General features: G+C 66.0%; 17 protein-coding genes. 8 read left to right on the forward strand and 9 right to left on the reverse strand.

Annotated features, from left to right (window positions below):
- Positions 1–13 precede the first annotated feature (13 nt).
- The 8 genes from E6C64_RS10450 to E6C64_RS10485 form a co-directional block, all read right to left on the reverse strand.
- On the reverse strand, positions 14–1480 hold the full coding sequence (locus E6C64_RS10450; protein WP_158437829.1) for a relaxase/mobilization nuclease domain-containing protein: 1467 nt from the start codon (positions 1478–1480) through the stop codon (positions 14–16).
- Between the two features lie 918 nt (positions 1481–2398).
- Positions 2399–2890 carry a signal peptidase II gene (locus E6C64_RS10455; RefSeq protein ID WP_136427421.1) on the reverse strand — a complete coding sequence of 164 codons (492 nt, stop codon included), beginning with the start codon at positions 2888–2890 and terminating at the stop codon, positions 2399–2401.
- Between the two features lie 68 nt (positions 2891–2958).
- Entirely contained in the window at positions 2959–3564 is a 606-nt protein-coding gene (locus tag E6C64_RS10460) for a cadmium resistance transporter (protein ID WP_136427422.1), read from the reverse strand.
- Positions 3565–3739: 175 nt separating this feature from the next.
- Complete coding sequence (locus E6C64_RS10465; protein WP_136427559.1) at positions 3740–4081, reverse strand: ArsR/SmtB family transcription factor; 342 nt, start codon at positions 4079–4081, stop codon at positions 3740–3742.
- 92 nt (positions 4082–4173) lie between these two features.
- Positions 4174–4995, reverse strand: a complete 822-nt coding sequence (gene nadE, locus E6C64_RS10470; RefSeq protein ID WP_136427423.1) for an NAD(+) synthase — start codon at positions 4993–4995, stop codon at positions 4174–4176.
- A gap of 9 nt (positions 4996–5004) precedes the next feature.
- Positions 5005–6300, reverse strand: a complete 1296-nt coding sequence (locus E6C64_RS10475) for an MFS transporter (RefSeq protein ID WP_136427424.1) — start codon at positions 6298–6300, stop codon at positions 5005–5007.
- A 9-nt stretch (positions 6301–6309) separates the two neighbouring features.
- Entirely contained in the window at positions 6310–6801 is a 492-nt protein-coding gene (locus tag E6C64_RS10480; protein WP_136427560.1) for a GNAT family N-acetyltransferase, read from the reverse strand.
- A 17-nt stretch (positions 6802–6818) separates the two neighbouring features.
- Positions 6819–8225, reverse strand: coding sequence for an FAD-dependent oxidoreductase (locus E6C64_RS10485; protein ID WP_136427425.1), 1407 nt, complete (start codon positions 8223–8225; stop codon positions 6819–6821).
- 112 nt (positions 8226–8337) lie between these two features.
- Here E6C64_RS10485 and E6C64_RS10490 point away from each other — a divergent pair, with 112 nt between their 5' ends.
- The gene (locus E6C64_RS10490) at positions 8338–8688 is read left to right on the forward strand and encodes an ArsR/SmtB family transcription factor (protein WP_136427426.1); all 351 of its coding nucleotides are present in this window, start codon (positions 8338–8340) and stop codon (positions 8686–8688) included.
- A 9-nt stretch (positions 8689–8697) separates the two neighbouring features.
- Here the strand turns inward: E6C64_RS10490 and E6C64_RS10495 are convergent, their stop codons facing one another.
- Positions 8698–9366: an arsenate reductase/protein-tyrosine-phosphatase family protein gene (locus E6C64_RS10495; RefSeq protein ID WP_136427427.1), complete on the reverse strand. Its 669-nt coding sequence runs from the start codon at positions 9364–9366 to the stop codon at positions 8698–8700.
- A gap of 49 nt (positions 9367–9415) precedes the next feature.
- Between E6C64_RS10495 and E6C64_RS10500 the strand changes: the two genes are divergently transcribed.
- From E6C64_RS10500 to E6C64_RS10530, 7 genes are all read left to right on the forward strand, one after another.
- Positions 9416–10153 (forward strand): MIP/aquaporin family protein, encoded by a 738-nt coding sequence (locus tag E6C64_RS10500; RefSeq protein ID WP_136427428.1) that lies wholly within the window; start codon positions 9416–9418, stop codon positions 10151–10153.
- Between the two features lie 15 nt (positions 10154–10168).
- Positions 10169–11554 (forward strand): FAD-dependent oxidoreductase, encoded by a 1386-nt coding sequence (locus E6C64_RS10505; protein WP_136427429.1) that lies wholly within the window; start codon positions 10169–10171, stop codon positions 11552–11554.
- Entirely contained in the window at positions 11551–11943 is a 393-nt protein-coding gene (locus E6C64_RS10510; RefSeq protein WP_136427430.1) for an arsenate-mycothiol transferase ArsC, read from the forward strand. The genes E6C64_RS10505 and E6C64_RS10510 overlap by 4 nt, the downstream gene beginning before the upstream one ends.
- A gap of 102 nt (positions 11944–12045) precedes the next feature.
- The gene (locus E6C64_RS10515; RefSeq protein ID WP_136427431.1) at positions 12046–14802 is read left to right on the forward strand and encodes a heavy metal translocating P-type ATPase; all 2757 of its coding nucleotides are present in this window, start codon (positions 12046–12048) and stop codon (positions 14800–14802) included.
- Positions 14803–14832: 30 nt separating this feature from the next.
- Positions 14833–15114 (forward strand): metal-sensitive transcriptional regulator, encoded by a 282-nt coding sequence (locus E6C64_RS10520; RefSeq protein WP_136427432.1) that lies wholly within the window; start codon positions 14833–14835, stop codon positions 15112–15114.
- Positions 15115–15196: 82 nt separating this feature from the next.
- Positions 15197–15640: a DUF6153 family protein gene (locus tag E6C64_RS10525; RefSeq protein WP_136427433.1), complete on the forward strand. Its 444-nt coding sequence runs from the start codon at positions 15197–15199 to the stop codon at positions 15638–15640.
- A gap of 98 nt (positions 15641–15738) precedes the next feature.
- Positions 15739–16338 (forward strand): DUF305 domain-containing protein, encoded by a 600-nt coding sequence (locus E6C64_RS10530; protein ID WP_233255561.1) that lies wholly within the window; start codon positions 15739–15741, stop codon positions 16336–16338.
- Positions 16339–16406: the final 68 nt, after the last annotated feature.

Consider the following 16406-nt stretch of genomic DNA (forward strand, 5'->3'; position numbering starts at 1 on the left):
CTGCGGCCACGGGCTACCGCCCGTGATCCGCCGATCGGTCGCGCGCTGTGGGCGGGACGAAGCTCCGGGGGCGATCGCCGTTGGACGGCCGGATGGGATTGCCGGATCGGACTTCACGCCATCCATCCGAGATGGCGTCGAAGTGCGGTCCCGAGATGCCATGTCGAGCTGCCGCGGCTCGCTGATCATCGCGAAGAGCGATGATCTGATCCCTCATCGTGGCGGAGAGCTGCCGCGCGCGTTCGGCCTCTCCCGCTGCTCGGTGCGCCTCCATGATGGCGACGACTGTCCGACCCATCTGCCGTAGCAAGATCGCCGCGGCAGCCGAATTCGTCATCTTCGGATCGGCGAGAGCGAGCAACGAAGCCGCACCCGCCAGCGACTGAAGATGCATCGGTCGCGGTTTCGATTCATGCGCAGGCAGATGCGCACTGCGAGCTAAGGCTCGCGCCGTGGCAGCTAAGGGCCCCGGCGTCGACTCGACACGCGCGGACCAAGCCGCGAAGACCCCGGCGGCGTCCCGAGCCGCATGTGCCCACGCAGATCGATCAACGACAGGCACCTCTCGCAACTGCGATCGCAACCTCGCAATATCCGCGGCGAACTCGCGAACGAGACGAGGAGAGACCTCCTCTGTTTCTCTTCCCGGACGCGCCGGACGGTAGCGCCACGGATTGCGGAAGCTCGCCTGCCACTCGGCCACCCCGCCCGACACGGACTCAACCGAGTCGGCCCACCCCTCGCGCAGCCGGGGCAGCGTGAGATCCCTCGCGAGACGCCCACCCCCGTACCAGATCGGCCGCCCGCCCTTCTCTGGCCGCATGGCGACGGAGTACCCGGCAACCACGTCGTCCCTTCCTGCAGCGAAGCGAGGCCTGACCAAGACGCCATGCTGATTCAGGCGGCGGACGAACTCGCCTTCGTCGAGCGAAGCGGCCGCCGCGCCCCGCACCGTCCGCTCGAGCCGATGAGCATCTACCTCGGCCTTGTCCTCTCGCTCTGCGCGAGATCGTTCTCCCGGCTTGACGCCGCGCTCCCCAAGCCCGTTCTCCCGGGACTCAAGGACCTGCAGTCCATACTTCTTCTCGAGATCCCGAGCCGCGGTCTGCGCCTTCCGGAAGTCGTTGTGCGTGGACGCCTTGGTGCCGTCTTCACGGACGAGGGAGACTGCGATGTGGATGTGATCGTTGCCGTTCGACGAGAGCCCGTGGCGGATGGCCACCCACCGACACGGCGCCTCCCCCGCGATGTCGCTGAACCCCATGGCATCGATGAAGTCGTCCGCGATCGCGGCCCATTTCTCATCATCGAGCTGACCCTCTTCAGCTCGCAACGACAGCGACGCGTGCCACACGGATGCGGGAACGCGATCGCGAATCGGCTCACCACCATCAGGGTCCGCGACCGTCACGACGCGAGTGACCTCAGTGCCGAACGCCTTTCGAGGGGCATCAAGCTCTTCGGCGACGGCCAGCGCCATGGCCCGGTCCAGGACTCCGTTCCCGAAGAAGGTGACGGTGGCTTCGTCGCCTGTGACGAGGTGTTGCTCTTCGTGCTCGTCTTTGCGTCCGTCGCCGGCGAGGTAGACGAGCAGGCCGGACATCTTGGCGCCGCGAGTGATGTTTGGAATCACTGCCGTCACCGCCTCTGCCCAGCGCAGCGACCGCGAACGCGGCCACACATCAAGTGTGGATGGGACCGCTCGAGCGGGCCAGGTTTAGGTGACCTAAACCTATAGCTTGCTCCCGAATCTGCCCCAGCCAAGGGCTCACGTCGAACGGGGACAGCTCTCACACTTATTGCGGATCGTCCTTCGGCCGATCTCCGTTTTAGGGCAACTTCGTTGCGTTTCGGCCTTGGAGTGTGTTCGTCGTGCTCGCTCCGGCAAGGGCGCTTCGCGTCGCTGCGCGATGCCGACTAAACCCATGTCGGCACCTTTGCCTGCGCTGTGCGCGGCGAAGGCTTCAACTTCTGCCGAAAAGCAATTCAGTTGGAATGCGGAACATGTAGACCGCGAAGTCTGCTTGCGCGGCGGGGGCGCGTTCGCAGCGAAGAGCGGCCCTTCACTCCTGTGCTTGGACCAGGTTCTTGCCGTCCTGGGTACGTCCGCGATGGGACACTCCGAAAAGCCGGGCTGGAAACCACCACCGGAAGATGCGACCCAGGTGTGTCGTGTGACACCAGCAGCTCGATGAGCATTCGCATTCGAAGTTGCGAGGGTTATGCAGCGTCTGCAGAACCGACCGGGCCATGCACGAAGTGTAAGCGCAGCACCGTCGTGCTCGCGAAGATCATTTGTCCCCGGCGCTATCACGAGTGACAACGACACGGCAGACGTCGCTGCAGCCGCGGTCGTAGTGCGCGTGTGTCTACTGCTTCGTGACCTGAGTCGGGAAGGTCAGATCTCCGATTTCTGCCCTTCCTTGCGCGGTCGGGTGCGGTCATCTCGAGGACCGATCGCGGAGCTGATCGCCCACAAGGCGATGCCGCAGGTTGTGAAGATGTCCGCGACGTTCAGGATGGCGAACCACTCGATCGCGATGAAGTCGACGACATGGCCACTTAACGGAGCGGCTTCCGCCCGGAAGACCCGATCGATCAGGTTGCCGACGCCTCCCCCTGCGGCGGCGGCCAGCGCGAGCGTACCCAGCGCTCCTTCACGGCGGCGGATACGGACCACCACCCAAATGACGAGCCCCGAAAGGACGAGGAAGAGCCCAATCACCAAGGGCGCTCCGAACTCGGCGCCCAGGCCGAACGCGACGCCGGGGTTGAAGACGAGCCGCAGTGAGACCCCCGGCAGCAGACCCAGGATGTGCCCGTCGGCGAAGGTCACCAGCGCCCACCATTTGGTGAGCTGGTCGATGACGGTCGCCAGCACGGCGGTCATAGCGGCCAGACCAGTGAGGGCAGCGGCACCGAGCCTGCTCCGCTGGCGATGAACCGCCCGCTCGGCGGTCAACTCAGAACCTGCACAAGCCGAAGCAGTACCCCGGACTCGATGATGATGTAGAGGCCCAGGCCGATGAAGACGAGCGGCACGAGCCAGTGCTCGACGCGCTCCAACAGTTCAGTGACTCGCCGGTTGGTGCCCACTGTGCGCGCGACTACACACCAGACAGCCACGAGCACCATGAAGACGACAATCGTCAGCGCGGTGTCCGCTGGATCCATCGACCTGAACACGGGCGTGTACAGCGAGATGTTGTCCGCACCGTTGGCAATCGTGATTCCGGCGACCGCGAGTAGGCCACCCGCCTGGGTACCCGAGTCGTCATCGTCATCGTCGCGGCTCCGCAGACCCTTGATGAGCAGGTAGATCCCGATCGCGAGCGGCACGACGCCGATTAATCCGACCCATTCATCGGGCACGACGGTCAGGCCCAACGCGGCGACGACGCTGAGGGTGACGAGGGCGATGAACCCGAGGTATTGGCCAACGACGATCTTCCAGCCTGGAATCCCCCTTCGGGATGAGGCGACGAAGATAACTGTCAGAACAACGATGTCGTCGATGTTGGTAGCGGCGAACAGCCCGACGGCGGCGAGGATGACCGTTAGCACCTAGTCGTCGTCCTCAACGTCCGAATCGACCCCGGATTCGGTGACGGACTTGAGCCGGCGAGAATTCCGCCGGTGATCGTGACGACGCCCTCGATGACGTTGTCGGCAACGGTGAACTGCGCGAGCCGCAGCCCAGGCCAGCCCGGGACCTCCGGGTCGTTGAGTGTGGCGCGGCTCATCGTTCCCGCACCTCCGTGCCGTAGTTGGAGCAGAGGTCGACCTCGTAGCCGGTTGCTGCCAGCAACGTCTCGGCGACGCTCAGCATGTCGACCAGTTCGGGGTGAGCGAGAGAATAGAAGATTTGTCGCCCCTCGGGACGCCCGACGACGAGGCCGCAGTCACGCAGGCATGCGACATGCTCAGACGTGGTCGACTGCGGCAGCCCCAGTTCGCGGACGAGATCGCCTACGCGCGCTTCGCCGGTCGCGAGTCGCCGCACGATTGTCAGACGGTTCGAGTCGGCAAGCGAGTGGAATAGGGAAACAGCCGCCTTCGAATCGAGCGCAGAAGTAAACATCGCCATCCTACGATGATATCGGAAGGAGTCGATGGGTTCTGTTTCGGGCTGTTGACCCTGTTCTCCTGACAGGCCTGTGGAGGCTAAGTCGATCAGCCCTGCTGCGGCGTGAAGGGCGTTGCTGGAACGGCGCGCTTGTGGCGCGTCTGAAGAAACCTGGCCTCGATCGCCGCGGCGGCAGCTGCTTCGATGTCCCGGCCTTCGAGGTAGTCGTCGATCTGGGCATATGACAAGCCGAGTTCCGCCTCGTCGGCCCTGCCGGGGCTTGCGTCGAGCAGGTCCGCTGTTGGTGCCTTCATGTACAGGCGAGCGGGCGCGTCGAGATGCTCGAGGAGCATGCGACCTTGACGCTTATTGAGGCCGGTGAGAGGCGTGATATCAACTCCTCCATCGCCGTACTTCGTGAAGAATCCGGTAACCGCCTCGGCAGCGTGATCGGTACCGACGACGAGGAGATTTGCCTGCCCGGCAAGTGCGTATTGGGCAACCATGCGGACGCGTGCCTTGACATTGCCCTTGGTGAAATCGCGCATCTGCTCGCGCGTCGCGTCGGCATACTCAAGCACGAAGCCATCGACGGGGCGCTCGATCTTGAACGTCACAATGCGGTCGGGCTTGATGAAGTCCAGCGCAAGGTGCGCGTCGCTTTCGTCAGCTTGCACGTTGTAAGGCAGTCGCACGGCCAGGAATTCGGCTTCGATGCCGTCGGCGCGCAATTCCTGGGAAGCCAACTGACACAGGCGCCCAGCGAGTGACGAGTCCTGTCCGCCGCTGATTCCCAGCACGAATCCGCTCGCCTTTGACTGGGTGAGGTAGTCCTTCAAGAAGTCGATGCGCAGCCGCGCCTGCTGGGCGGCATCGATTTCGGGGCGCACCTCGAGTTCCGCGATGATCTGCTTCTGCAAAGGCCTCATGTCCGGAGCCTAAGTGGCGCCACAGTGTCGCGGCAGTCCTGGCTCGATGCACTCACCTGCAATCGGCGCGTCGCGGTGAAGAGCCGACGCCGATATCCGTCCACCTTTTTCCTCCGGCATCAGGGGCGACTCGCACGATTTCGGCCGATGTCCGGCAAGCGCGAGCGTGATGAAGAGCGTCCCGAGCGCTGCCACCCCGGCGAGCAGGACCACCGCCATGGGGAACGACCCCAGTCCTGCAGCAATAGCCACTCCGCTGACGGGGGCAAGCGCGGACGCTGCTGTCACCGGCGCCGCGAGAGCCCCGTTCAGGGCACCAAGACGCTGAAGACCCCATCGATCGGCCACAGCGGTGGCCTGCACGAGCGTGAGCGCACCCCGCACCGCGCCTGACACTGCGGCCACGGCCGCCAACAGTCCGACCGGTCCAGGGATCAGCGCCAGAGCGCCGAGGACGACCACCGCTGCGACTCCGACACCGGTGGCGCGCCATCGTGCGGGCATCCATCTGTTCAAGATCGTGAAGATGATCCGACCGATCACCTGGCCGGCGCCGACGGCTGCGAGCAGGATGGCCGCCGTCGTCGCGTTGATTCCTCGCTCAGCGAGCAGCGGAATCAGGTTGAGCGTGACGCCGAACATCGCGAAGGCCAGCAGTGCGAGACCCGCTGCGAGTCCGAGGAACGGGAAGGTGAAGATGATCCGCGAGCGCCCGGCAGGTTGAATCGAGGGGACCGGACGAGTGACAATGTTCGGCAGGAGCGCGTGCAGCGGAATGGTGATCAGTGCCAGAGCTGCTCCGAGAACGAGGTAGGTGTCACGCCAGCCGAGTTCTCCGGCGAGCAGGCTGGCGATCGGCACGTAGATGGTCGATGCGAGGCCGGCTACCAGCGTGAGTATCAGCAGTGGGCGGTCGCGTGCCGCCTGGTAGTGCAGTCCGATAAGAGTGAAGGCTGGCTGGTAGAGGATCCCGGCTTGAGCGATGCCGATGACGAGCCAGGCGACCACAAAGCCAGCGAAGGACGAAGCCGTGGCCAGGAGTAGGACGCCGATGAGGGCCAGCAGCGAGCCGGTCAGCATCACCACTCGGCCGCCGAACCGATCGAGCAAACGGCCAGCGGCAATACCCACCACCGCGGAGAGGACGAGGCCGGCAGAGAATGCACCCATCACACTGACGAGGCTCCAGCCCGTGTCCGACACGATGTCGGCTGCGACCGCGGGCAGCGAGTAGTAGAGCGTCCCCCAGCTGACGACCTGCGTGATGCAGAGCAGTGGCAGGAGACGACGGGGAGGAGCGCTCATCCGAGATCCTCAGCCAGTCGGGTTGGCCGCGCTGCGCCGCTCGATGAGCACGGTGTCCCGCCATTGCCCTGCGAGAGGACCGTATGTCATGAGGGCGATGCGTTCACGTCGTCCGATCTCGCGGAAGCCGAACCTCGTGTGGAGCGCAAGGCTGGCCTGGTTCTCGGGGAAGATGCTCGACTGGATCGTCCAGATGCCCGCCTGCTCCGCCGCGTCGATGAGCGCACCGACCAGCAGCCGGCCGACCCCGCGTCCGCGGGCGTAATCCGAGACGTAGACGGAGTGTTCCACGACGCCCCGATAGACGTGCCGCGCGGACACGGCTGACAGAGCCGTCCAGCCGACGATCGCGTGGTCCTGGACGGCAACCAGTCGGCCGACCGTCAGCTTGCCCGCGTCGAAGTCGCCCCAGTCAGGCGGGCTCGCTTCGAAAGTTGCATGCCCGGTGGCAATCCCTCCGCGGTAGATCGCCTCGACCTGCGGCCAGTCCCCCGCCGTCATCCCGCGGATGGCGACGCTCACGCGCAGCAGCCGCCGGACTTCGCGTCAACCGTGGCGGACTGGGCGGAGGAGATGGCCTCCCAGATCGCCTCCGACGAAGCGGGCTCGACGGCACAGCAGCTGGAGCCGCCGGACCCGATGTCGGCCGAGCAGACACCGGTCTGAGGGAGCACGAGCTGGACCTGTCGCGCGGCGGCGTGGTTGCCGGCCAGTTCGTCGGCGATGGAGCGGACCTGCTCGTAGCCGGTCAGGAGCAGGAAGGTCGGGGCTCGTCCGTAGGACTTCATCCCGGCGATGAAGAAGTTCGATTCGGGGTGGGCGAGCTCGGCGACTCCGTGAGGGTCGACCGTGCCGCAGGAGTGCAGGTTCGGGTCGATCAGGGGCGCGAGAGCGCGGGGAGCTTCGACGATCTCGTCCAGTGAAATGCGGATCTCGCGGAGCATGCCGAGGTCGGGGCGGAACCCGGTCGCGTTCACGACGACATCGGCGATGACGCTCACTCGTCCGCTCCCGCGGCGCGCGGTCACCGTGCAGGCGCCGTCGGACTCGTCGAGTCGCTCTATCTCGAAGCGGTCCAGCAGCGTGATCGCACCCGACCGCACGAGGTCGTGGACGCGGCCGCCGAGCTTGCCGCGCTCTTCGAGCTCGTCGTCATCGGAGCCGTAGACGCGGACCGGGTCGGCGCCGCGGATGGCCCAGGTGATCTCGGTTCCGGGCGCCACCGCGGCAAGTTCAGCGAGTTTGAGCAGGGTATTGGCGGCCGAGTGCCCAGCCCCGACGACGAGCACGCGTCGTCCGGCCAAACGGGCTCGCTCGGCGCCCAGTACGTCCGGCAGGGCGTGGCTGATGTATGCGGCTGCGCCGGGAGAGCCGAGCGGGTTGAGGCCGGAGGAGGAGAGCGCGTTCGGGTTCGAGTACGTCCCGGAGGTGTCGATGACCGCGCGGGCGAGCACGTCGACGGTGTCTACGTCCGTCTGGATGCGCAGCAGGAAGGGCGTCGATGCGCGTCCTGTGGAGCGGGTGCGGTCCATGCCCTCGCGGCTTACCGCGGTGACGCGTGAGCCGTATCGGATCCGGGGTGCGAGCTCGTCGGTGGCGGCGAGCGGCGTCAAGTAGTCGTCGACGAGCTGGCGGCCGAGGGGGAGCTCGTCGCTGGCGGGCGCTACCCATTCGGCGGCCTCTAGCAGGCGACGGGCAGCCGGGTCGATCAGGTGCTCCCAACGAGTGAACAGGCGGGTGTGTCCCCACTGGGACACGGCCGCGCCCGCTTGGTTGCCGGCCTCGTAGACGACCACGTCGATCCCTCGCTCGAGCAGCTGAGCAGCCGCGGCGAGCCCAATAGGTCCGGCGCCGATGACGGCGACGGGCAGCCCGGTAAGGCGTTCTTCGGTGGCGCGGGGCGGCACGGTGAGCGTCATCGTCATTGCGGGGGTCTCCTTCGTTCATAGGCCGTCCGACCCGAGAGCTATATCGACGTTCATCGATGGAGGCAGTCTGCAAGCGAACATCGACGGTTGTCAATGTCTATGGCAGAGTATGGCTGTGACACTCCTTGAGACGACAGTTTCTGACGCCTGCTGCGCGCCGACGTCGTCCCGCGAACCACTCGGAGCCAGCCAGGCCGACTCACTCGCGCACGCACTCAAGGCGATCGCGGACCCGACTCGACTGCGCCTTGTGTCGATCATCGCGGCGAGCACCGAGGGCGAAGTCTGTGTCTGTGATCTGACGGATCCCGTTGGACTCAGCCAGCCGACTGTCTCTCACCACCTGAAGGTTCTCGTCGACGCGGGCATCCTGAGCCGCGAGAAGCGGGGCACCTGGGCGTACTACTCACTCGTCCCGGGCGGGTTGAGCTCTCTGGCCACCCAGGTCGCCGGAGTCTGACCCGTTTCGCTAGGCAGCGGAGATGTGGTCGACGAGGCCATCGATCCGGCGAGCCAGGTCTTCTAGCGCCGCATCGAAGGCGCCGTCGGTTCCTACCCGCACCGGGTCGGGGATCGACCAGTGCAGTGCATCGGCGCCGAGTTCTTCGTGTGCGGCGTCACAGACCGTGACGATGAGGTCGGTGTCTTCGACAACAGCCGAGAAGGATTGTGGGATCTGAGCGCGTAGCGAGAACCCGTGACGCTCGGCAGCGGAGATCGCACCGGGCGCGATCGCGGGGGCGGGGTGGGTGCCCGCGGATACGGCTGGAATCGAGCTCCTCTGCGACCAGAGCTCGACAGCGAGTTGCGACCGTGCGGAGTTCGCCGTGCAGACGAACAGAACCCTGCGGGCCGCGGCGGCGCTCGAGGGACCAAGGTCGAGGAGTGCCGCCGGCTCGAGACGCACGTAGCTGCGACGGCGATCGGCTTCCGACCGCCCGCGGCTGACGAATCCTTCCCGCTCCAGCACTCCCAGGTGGTGGGCGATCAGGTTGGACGGCATTCCGAGCCGATCCTGAAGCTCGCGTGGCGAGAGGTCGCCCAGGGTCATCAGGTCGAGCATTCGCAGCCGCGCGGGGTCGGCGAGGGCGGCATGACGCGCGGTCCGACGCTCCAGGTTTGTTCGCTCGACGTTCATTGACTCAATCTTGACTGAGCGATCACAATCCGTCAAGATTGCCCGCGTCATGAACGATCACCCCGCCCATCTGTTGCGACGACTGGTCGCCGAATTCCTCGGTACCGGCCTGCTGGTCACCGTCGTGGTCGGGTCCGGCATTGCCGCGTCGACTCTCTCGCCGGACGACGTCGGGCTGCAGCTGATGGAGAATTCCATCGCGACCGGACTCGGCCTCGCGGTGCTCATCGTGGTCTTCGGCCCGGTGTCGGGTGCGCACTTTAATCCGGTGGTCACGCTGGTCGACGCGGTCCTCAGTCGAGTCAGCTCGGCGCGCGCCCGATCGTCGACTCTCGCCGGCTACGTCGCGGCGCAGGTCGCTGGGGCCATCACTGGAGCACTGCTGAGCAACGCGATGTTCGAGGTCCCGATGGCGATCTCGGAGACGGATCGCCTCTCGGGCGGTCGACTTCTCGGCGAAGTCGTCGCGACGGCCGGACTGGTCCTACTGATCTTCGCCCTGACTCGCACCGGTCGCGGCCATCTCGCGCCGGCCGCCGTAGGCGCCTACATCGGGGCGGCCTATTGGTTCACGAGCTCGACCTCATTCGCAAACCCGGCAGTCACCATCGGCCGGATCTTCTCGGACACCTTCGCAGGGATCTCACCCGCCTCCGTCGCCCCTTTCATCGGCGCCCAACTCCTCGGCGCAGCACTCGGCGCCGCACTGACTGCCCTCCTCTTTCCCGCCACCAACCACCGACGCGTCGCTGATGCCCCGGCGTCCATCGCGCACACCAGCTCCTGACCGAAAGGCCCACCCATGCATCTCGTCGCCATCGGCGGAAGTGACGCCGGCATCTCCGCCGCACTCCGCGCCCGCGAACTCGACCCGTCCGTCGACGTGACAGTGGTCGTCGCCGACGCCTACCCGAACTTCTCGATCTGCGGCATCCCGTACTACTTCTCCCGCGAGGTCCAGCCCTGGCAGTCCCTCGCCCACCGCACCCACGCCGACCTCGAAGCCACCGGAATGGCACTGCGGCTGGACACATTCGCCACCGACATCGATGTCGCCGGACAGAGACTCACCGTCCGCGCGCAGGACGGCTCCACTTCCGACATCGCCTACGACGAGCTGGTCGTCGGCACCGGGGCGCTCCCCTCCCACGCGGGAATCGGCGGCCTCGAACAGTTGGGCCCGGAGGACGGGGTGCACGTCATCCATTCGATGGGTGACACATTCGCCCTCGACCGTTTTCTAGAGGAGCGCGATCCGAAGACCGCGATCATCGTCGGCGCCGGCTACGTCGGACTCGAGATGGCGGAGGCGTTCACCGTCCGCGGACTCAAGGTCACCCAGATCCAGCGCGGGCCCGAGGTGCTCTCCACCCTCGACCCCGAGCTCGGAGGGCTCGTGCACACCGAGCTCAGCCAGCACGGCGTTGAGGTGCTCACCGACACCACGGTCAGTTCCGTCGAGCGCACCGGCGCCGGCCTCGCCGTGCACGGCACGCACCTCGGAGAGCCCGTCACCCGCAACGCCGACGTTGTGCTCGTCGTGGTCGGAGTTCGCCCGAACACCGAGCTGCTCGAGCGCGCGGGCGCGCGCCGCGGCGCAGGCAAGGCGGTCGTCGTCGACGAGGCGATGCACACCGGACTCCCCCACATCTACGCGGCAGGCGACGGCGTGACCACCCACCACCGCCTGCTCGGCCTCACCTACCTGCCGCTCGGCACGACCGCGCACAAGCAGGGCCGAGTCGCCGGAGAGAACGCACTTGGCGGCTCCGTCCGCTTCGCCGGCTCCGTCGGCACGCAGGTCGTCAAGGTCTTCGACCTCGTGGCTTCCCGCACTGGCCTGCGCGAGCATGAAGCCATCGCCGCGGGTTACAGCCCCGCGACGACTGCCGCCGTCGCCGACGATCACAAGCGCTACTACCCCGGCGCCCTGCCGATCACCATCCGGATTACCGGCGACACCACGGACGGCAAGCTCCTCGGAGCGCAGCTCGTCGGTCGCCTCGGCACCGAGACAGCCAAGCGCGTGGACACCTACGCCACCGCCCTGTTCGCCGGACTCACCGTCGAGCAGGTCAGCGATCTCGACCTGTCCTACACGCCGCCGCTCGGCTCGCCGTGGGACGCCGTCCAGGTCGCCACCCAGGCATGGAGCCGCACCAACTCCGGAACAGTGACCCCCGCATGAGCAAGCCCGTCGTCCTCTTCATCTGCCAGCACAACGCAGGCCGCTCCCAGCTCGGCGCAGGCCTGCTCGAGGTCCTCGCCGGTGACCGGTTCACCGCCACGTCCGCGGGCCTGTCACCAGCCGATGTCGTGAATCCGGCGATCGCCGCGACCGTCGGCGAACTCGGCCTCGATATCGCAGATCGCGTGCCCCGTGCCGTGACCACGGAGGACCTCGAGAGCGCGGACATCGTCGTCGCGATGAAGCCCGGGCTCGCTCTGCCGGAGGCCACCATCAAGCGGTTCATCGAGTGGCAGTTCCCTGACCCCACTGCGTGGGATGTGGATAGCGTTCGGCCGATGCGCGAAGCCGTGGCGGCGAGGATCGCGAAGGAACTACTCGTCACGTGACCTGAGAGGTTGCACCGAAGGTTGTGAACTCGGGCCATATACCCCCCAGGGGTATAGCCTGCATCGATTGGCGTCCGGCGCCGGGAAAGCAGGGAGTTCACCTTGAGCGGGATCGTTGTAGCAGTCGCCGTGGCGCTGACGGGACTTTTGGCGTGGTACTTCTTCGCCCCACGGCGATCTAAGCGGGCTGCCATGGACGGGGGTCTGCAGGTTCAGACGATCACGGTGAAGGGCGGCTACTCACCCAGCGTTGTGGAGCTGGAGCAGGGTGTGCGCACTCGTCTGATGTTCGATCGGCAGGAAACAGGGGACTGCTCGTCGCAGGTGGTGTTCCCCGACTTCAAGGTTAATCAGAGCCTGCCTTCTTACTCCACCACCGTGGTGGAGTTCACTCCGGAGCAACTCGGGGAGTTCGGGTTCGCGTGCGGAATGAATATGCTGCACGGGACCGTGAAGGTCGTCGCCGCATCAGCTGACGCCCAGCGCACGGCGACTGCTGTGCTCGAAGCCTCCGATGCGCTGCCGTTCGACTGTGCGGACGACTCCCCCATGACCCTCGATGGGGATCATGGCGAACAGGAGGCTGCCGAGCACTCCGCTGAGATCGAAGACCTTCGCCGGCGAATCCTCGTCGGCGCTGTGCTGACGCTTCCGGTATTCCTTTCGGTCATGGCACACGATCTGTTCGGGGCGACATGGGTGCCGCCTCTTCTCCTCGCGCCCTGGTTCCAGTTCCTGCTGGTGACCCCGGTCATGTTCTACACAGGATGGCCCGTACACCGGACGGGGTGGCTGGCGCTGACGCATCGTGCGGCGGAGATGAATTCGCTCATCACCCTTGGCACGATCGCCGCCTACGGGTTCAGCCTCGTCGCGACCTTCTTCCCGTCGTTGCTGCCCGTCGAGGCGCGAGGCGTCTACTTCGAGGCTGTCGGCGTCATCCTCACGCTGATCCTGCTCGGCCGCCTGTTGGAGACGAAGGCGAAAGCCGGCACTGGTGAAGCGATCCGGACTCTCATCGGCCTTCAGCCGCGCACCGCGCGGGTCGTCCGCGCGGACATGGAGTCCGAGGTACCCGTCGGCGACCTCCTTGTCGGAGACATCCTCGCGATCCGGCCGGGCGAGAAGCTCCCGGTCGACGGAGCGATCACCGAAGGCACCTCTACGGTCGATGAGTCGATGATCACGGGCGAGCCCATGCCGGTGGTGAAGTCCGTCGGCAGCACCGTCATCGGGGCGACGATCAATCAGACGGGCGCGTTCCGCTACGCCGCGACTAAGGTCGGCGCCGACACGATGCTGGCCCAGATCATCAGGCTGGTCCGCGAGGCCCAAGGCTCGAAGGCGCCGATCCAGCGCCTCGCTGACACCGTGTCCGGCTACTTCGTACCGGCCGTGATCGCTGTGGCGATCTGGACGTTCACCGCCTGGTGGCTGTTCGGCCCGCCGCCCGCCGGCATCTTCGCCCTCGTCGCGGCCGTCGCCGTGCTGATCATCGCCTGCCCGTGCGCGCTCGGACTGGCAACGCCACTGTCGATCACCGTCGCTACCGGGAAGGGCGCGGCCAACGGAATTCTCATCCGCTCGGCGCAGGCTTTGGAGACTGCACACAAGCTGAACACGGTCGTGCTGGACAAGACCGGCACCATCACTAGGGGCACGCCAGCGCTCACCGACATACTCCCGGCCACCGGGTTCGACGCGGATGAACTGCTCGCGCTCATCGCCGCGGCGGAGCGGGATTCGGAGCACCCGCTCGCGAAAGCGATCGTGGTCGCCGCCGAAGATCGCGGGCTCAGCAATGCTCGAGCCCGCAGTTTCGAGTCGATCACCGGGCAGGGAGTGCGCGCCCAGGTCGGCGACAGGATCGTCCTCGTCGGCAACGCGCGCCTTCTGACTGCAGCGGGCATCGACACCTCGAGCCTCAGCGCTGCAGTGGAAAGGCTTGCCGTCGACGGCAAGACACCCATGCTGGCCGCGGTCGATGGACGCCCGGCTGGACTGGTGGGCGTCGCGGACACCATCAAGGACGGTTCCATCGAGGCCATCGCCGGCTTAGCCGCACGAGGGATCGATGTGGTCATGATGACGGGCGACAACCGCACCACTGCGGCGGCCATCGCTCGCCAGGTTGGAATTCACCGCCTCGTCGCGGAAGTGATGCCGGAGCAGAAGGCCCGCGAGGTGCGCCGCCTGCAAGCGCAGGGCCGTGTCGTCGGCATGGTGGGCGACGGCATCAATGACGCCCCAGCCCTTGCCCAGGCCGACGTAGGTTCAGCGATAGGCACCGGCACGGACGTCGCAATCGAGGCCTCGGACATCACCCTGATCTCGGGCAATCTGTCCGGTTTGGTTACAGCCATTGACCTCTCCCGGGCCACCATGCGCAACATCCGGCAGAACCTCGCGTTCGCATTCGGCTACAACGCGGTCGGCATCCCGATCGCGGCAGGCGTCCTGTACCCGGCATTCGGAGTGACTCTCAGCCCGATGATCGCCGCCCTGGCCATGGCACTGTCATCCCTATCGGTCGTCACCAACTCCAGCCGACTCCGCCGATTCAGCCCCAAGCCCCCGATCCCGCTGGCATCGATCCACCCCTCGACCTTCGAACCCGTGATCGAGATCGGCAGCGACGACCAACCCGAGGAGCACAGTCACATGCCACACCCTGACTCCCCACCTGCCGGCCAGACCGCGCTCGTCACGGACCCGGTCTGCGGGATGAACATCGATCCTGAGACCGCTGCGGCCACCCGCAAATTGGACGGAGCCACCTTCTATTTCTGCTCCATCGGCTGCGCCAACGCGTTCGACGCCGACCCGCACCGCTACGTCCCCTCGCACGCAGGCCGCTGACCCAATGTTCCGGATCTCGAAGGAGGATTGATGGTCGGCTACGTCGACAACAAGGACGCGTTGCTCACGCGGTTGCGCCGAGCCGAAGGTCAGGTGCGCGGCATCCAACGCATGATCGAAGACGATACCTATTGCATCGACGTCCTGACCCAGGTCTCCGCAGCGACCAAGGCTCTCGAAACGGTCGCTCTCGCTCTCCTCGAGGATCACCTCCGCCACTGCGTCGCCGAAGCCGCCGCAGAAGGCGGCACCGTGGCGGAGGAGAAGATCCGAGAAGCATCCGCGGCCATCGCGCGACTCGTACGCTCATGAGCTCGCAGGTCCTATCCGTCCGCAGACTCCCACCCCGAGCCGGAGCTCGGAGTTGCCCCGGGCGCCATGCGGACCCGCCGCGATGAGCCTGTCGATGCTCGGCGGCTTGGTGCGCCGACACCGCGACACCTCCCCCACCCTCATGCTGCTCGCAGTGGTGTGCGCGGTTGTCGTTGGGCTGCTGGGCATGCACACGATCGCCACCGCTGCCGGAAACCACGGCGGCGGATCGATGTCCATGCCGATGGCAGTCGATACCCCGAGAGGTCACGACGCCGGTATGTCCCCTGCGGCCGGGTCGGAATGCACCGGCACCTGCGATACCGGGCACAGCATGGCCGCGATGGCGTGCGTGCTGGCCCTTCTGCTCACGGCACTCACCTTGGCCTCCGCCATTGCCCTGAACGTGTTCGGGCAAGGCGGATCAGACAGCGGAACGGGCGGCGGGAACGTGGCCGCACCTGCCTCGGCGCTCGACAATCGGGCCCCGCCCGACCTCATACTTCTGTCCATCAGCCGCACCTGATCTGGGAAGCCCTCGCGGGGCACTCCTCTCCTCCCCTAGATCATTCACACGCAGTTGATAGGACAAATCTGATGTCGAAATACCGCTACACCCTTGCTTTGGCCGGCGCCCTCGCGCTGACGGCGACCCTCGCCGCCTGCTCGACCAACTCGCCCTCCGGATCTATGACCGGAATGGATCACGGCACATCGGGCACCGCCACGACCGACACGAGTATCACCAACACCGGCCCCCACAACGACGCGGACGTCACGTTCGCGATGGACATGATTCCTCACCACCAGCAAGCAGTGGAGATGGCGGACATGATCCTCGCGAAGGACGGCATCGACGCCGACGTCATCGACCTCGCAACCCGGATCAAGGCTGCGCAGGATCCGGAGATCATCACGATGACCTCATGGCTCAGCATCTGGGGCGAGATGATGAACAGCTCAGACATGTCAGACATGAGAACCATGGGAGAGAACGGCATGATGTCCTCCGACGACATGAATGCACTCGATAAGGCCACCGGAGATGAAGCGACGAGGTTGTTCCTGGAAGGGATGACCACTCACCACAAGGGAGCGATCACGATGGCACAGACCGAGATCAGCGACGGGGAGAACCCTGACGCGATCGAGCTGGCCAAAACCATCGTCGAGGACCAGACGGCAGAGATCGACGAGATGAGCTCGCTGCTCAGGTCGCTCTAGGCGGGACTGCGGTGGAGCGGGTGCTGCCACGCGCCCGCTCCACCGTCGCCAACTGCAGGCTCGGCGAC

It is taken from the genome of Naasia lichenicola, from assembly GCF_004801885.1.
In the GTDB taxonomy this organism is placed as follows: Bacteria; Actinomycetota; Actinomycetes; order Actinomycetales; family Microbacteriaceae; genus Naasia; species Naasia lichenicola.

Bases quoted from the DNA above. Each gene is read 5' to 3' on its own strand.
- E6C64_RS10500 (WP_136427428.1), top strand. From the start codon at position 9,416: ATGAACGATCACCCCGCCCATCTGTTGCGACGACTGGTCGCCGAATTC.
- E6C64_RS10525 (WP_136427433.1), top strand. From the start codon at position 15,197: ATGAGCCTGTCGATGCTCGGCGGCTTGGTGCGCCGACACCGCGACACC.
- E6C64_RS10520 (WP_136427432.1), top strand. From the start codon at position 14,833: ATGGTCGGCTACGTCGACAACAAGGACGCGTTGCTCACGCGGTTGCGC.
- E6C64_RS10450 (WP_158437829.1), bottom strand. From the start codon at position 1,480: ATGGCGCTGGCCGTCGCCGAAGAGCTTGATGCCCCTCGAAAGGCGTTC.
- E6C64_RS10455 (WP_136427421.1), bottom strand. From the start codon at position 2,890: ATGACCGCCGTGCTGGCGACCGTCATCGACCAGCTCACCAAATGGTGG.
- E6C64_RS10510 (WP_136427430.1), top strand. From the start codon at position 11,551: ATGAGCAAGCCCGTCGTCCTCTTCATCTGCCAGCACAACGCAGGCCGC.
- E6C64_RS10505 (WP_136427429.1), top strand. From the start codon at position 10,169: ATGCATCTCGTCGCCATCGGCGGAAGTGACGCCGGCATCTCCGCCGCA.
- E6C64_RS10475 (WP_136427424.1), bottom strand. From the start codon at position 6,300: ATGAGCGCTCCTCCCCGTCGTCTCCTGCCACTGCTCTGCATCACGCAG.
- E6C64_RS10465 (WP_136427559.1), bottom strand. From the start codon at position 4,081: ATGTTTACTTCTGCGCTCGATTCGAAGGCGGCTGTTTCCCTATTCCAC.
- E6C64_RS10485 (WP_136427425.1), bottom strand. From the start codon at position 8,225: ATGACGATGACGCTCACCGTGCCGCCCCGCGCCACCGAAGAACGCCTT.
- E6C64_RS10490 (WP_136427426.1), top strand. From the start codon at position 8,338: ATGGCTGTGACACTCCTTGAGACGACAGTTTCTGACGCCTGCTGCGCG.
- E6C64_RS10495 (WP_136427427.1), bottom strand. From the start codon at position 9,366: ATGAACGTCGAGCGAACAAACCTGGAGCGTCGGACCGCGCGTCATGCC.
- E6C64_RS10480 (WP_136427560.1), bottom strand. From the start codon at position 6,801: ATGACGGCGGGGGACTGGCCGCAGGTCGAGGCGATCTACCGCGGAGGG.
- nadE (WP_136427423.1), bottom strand. From the start codon at position 4,995: ATGAGGCCTTTGCAGAAGCAGATCATCGCGGAACTCGAGGTGCGCCCC.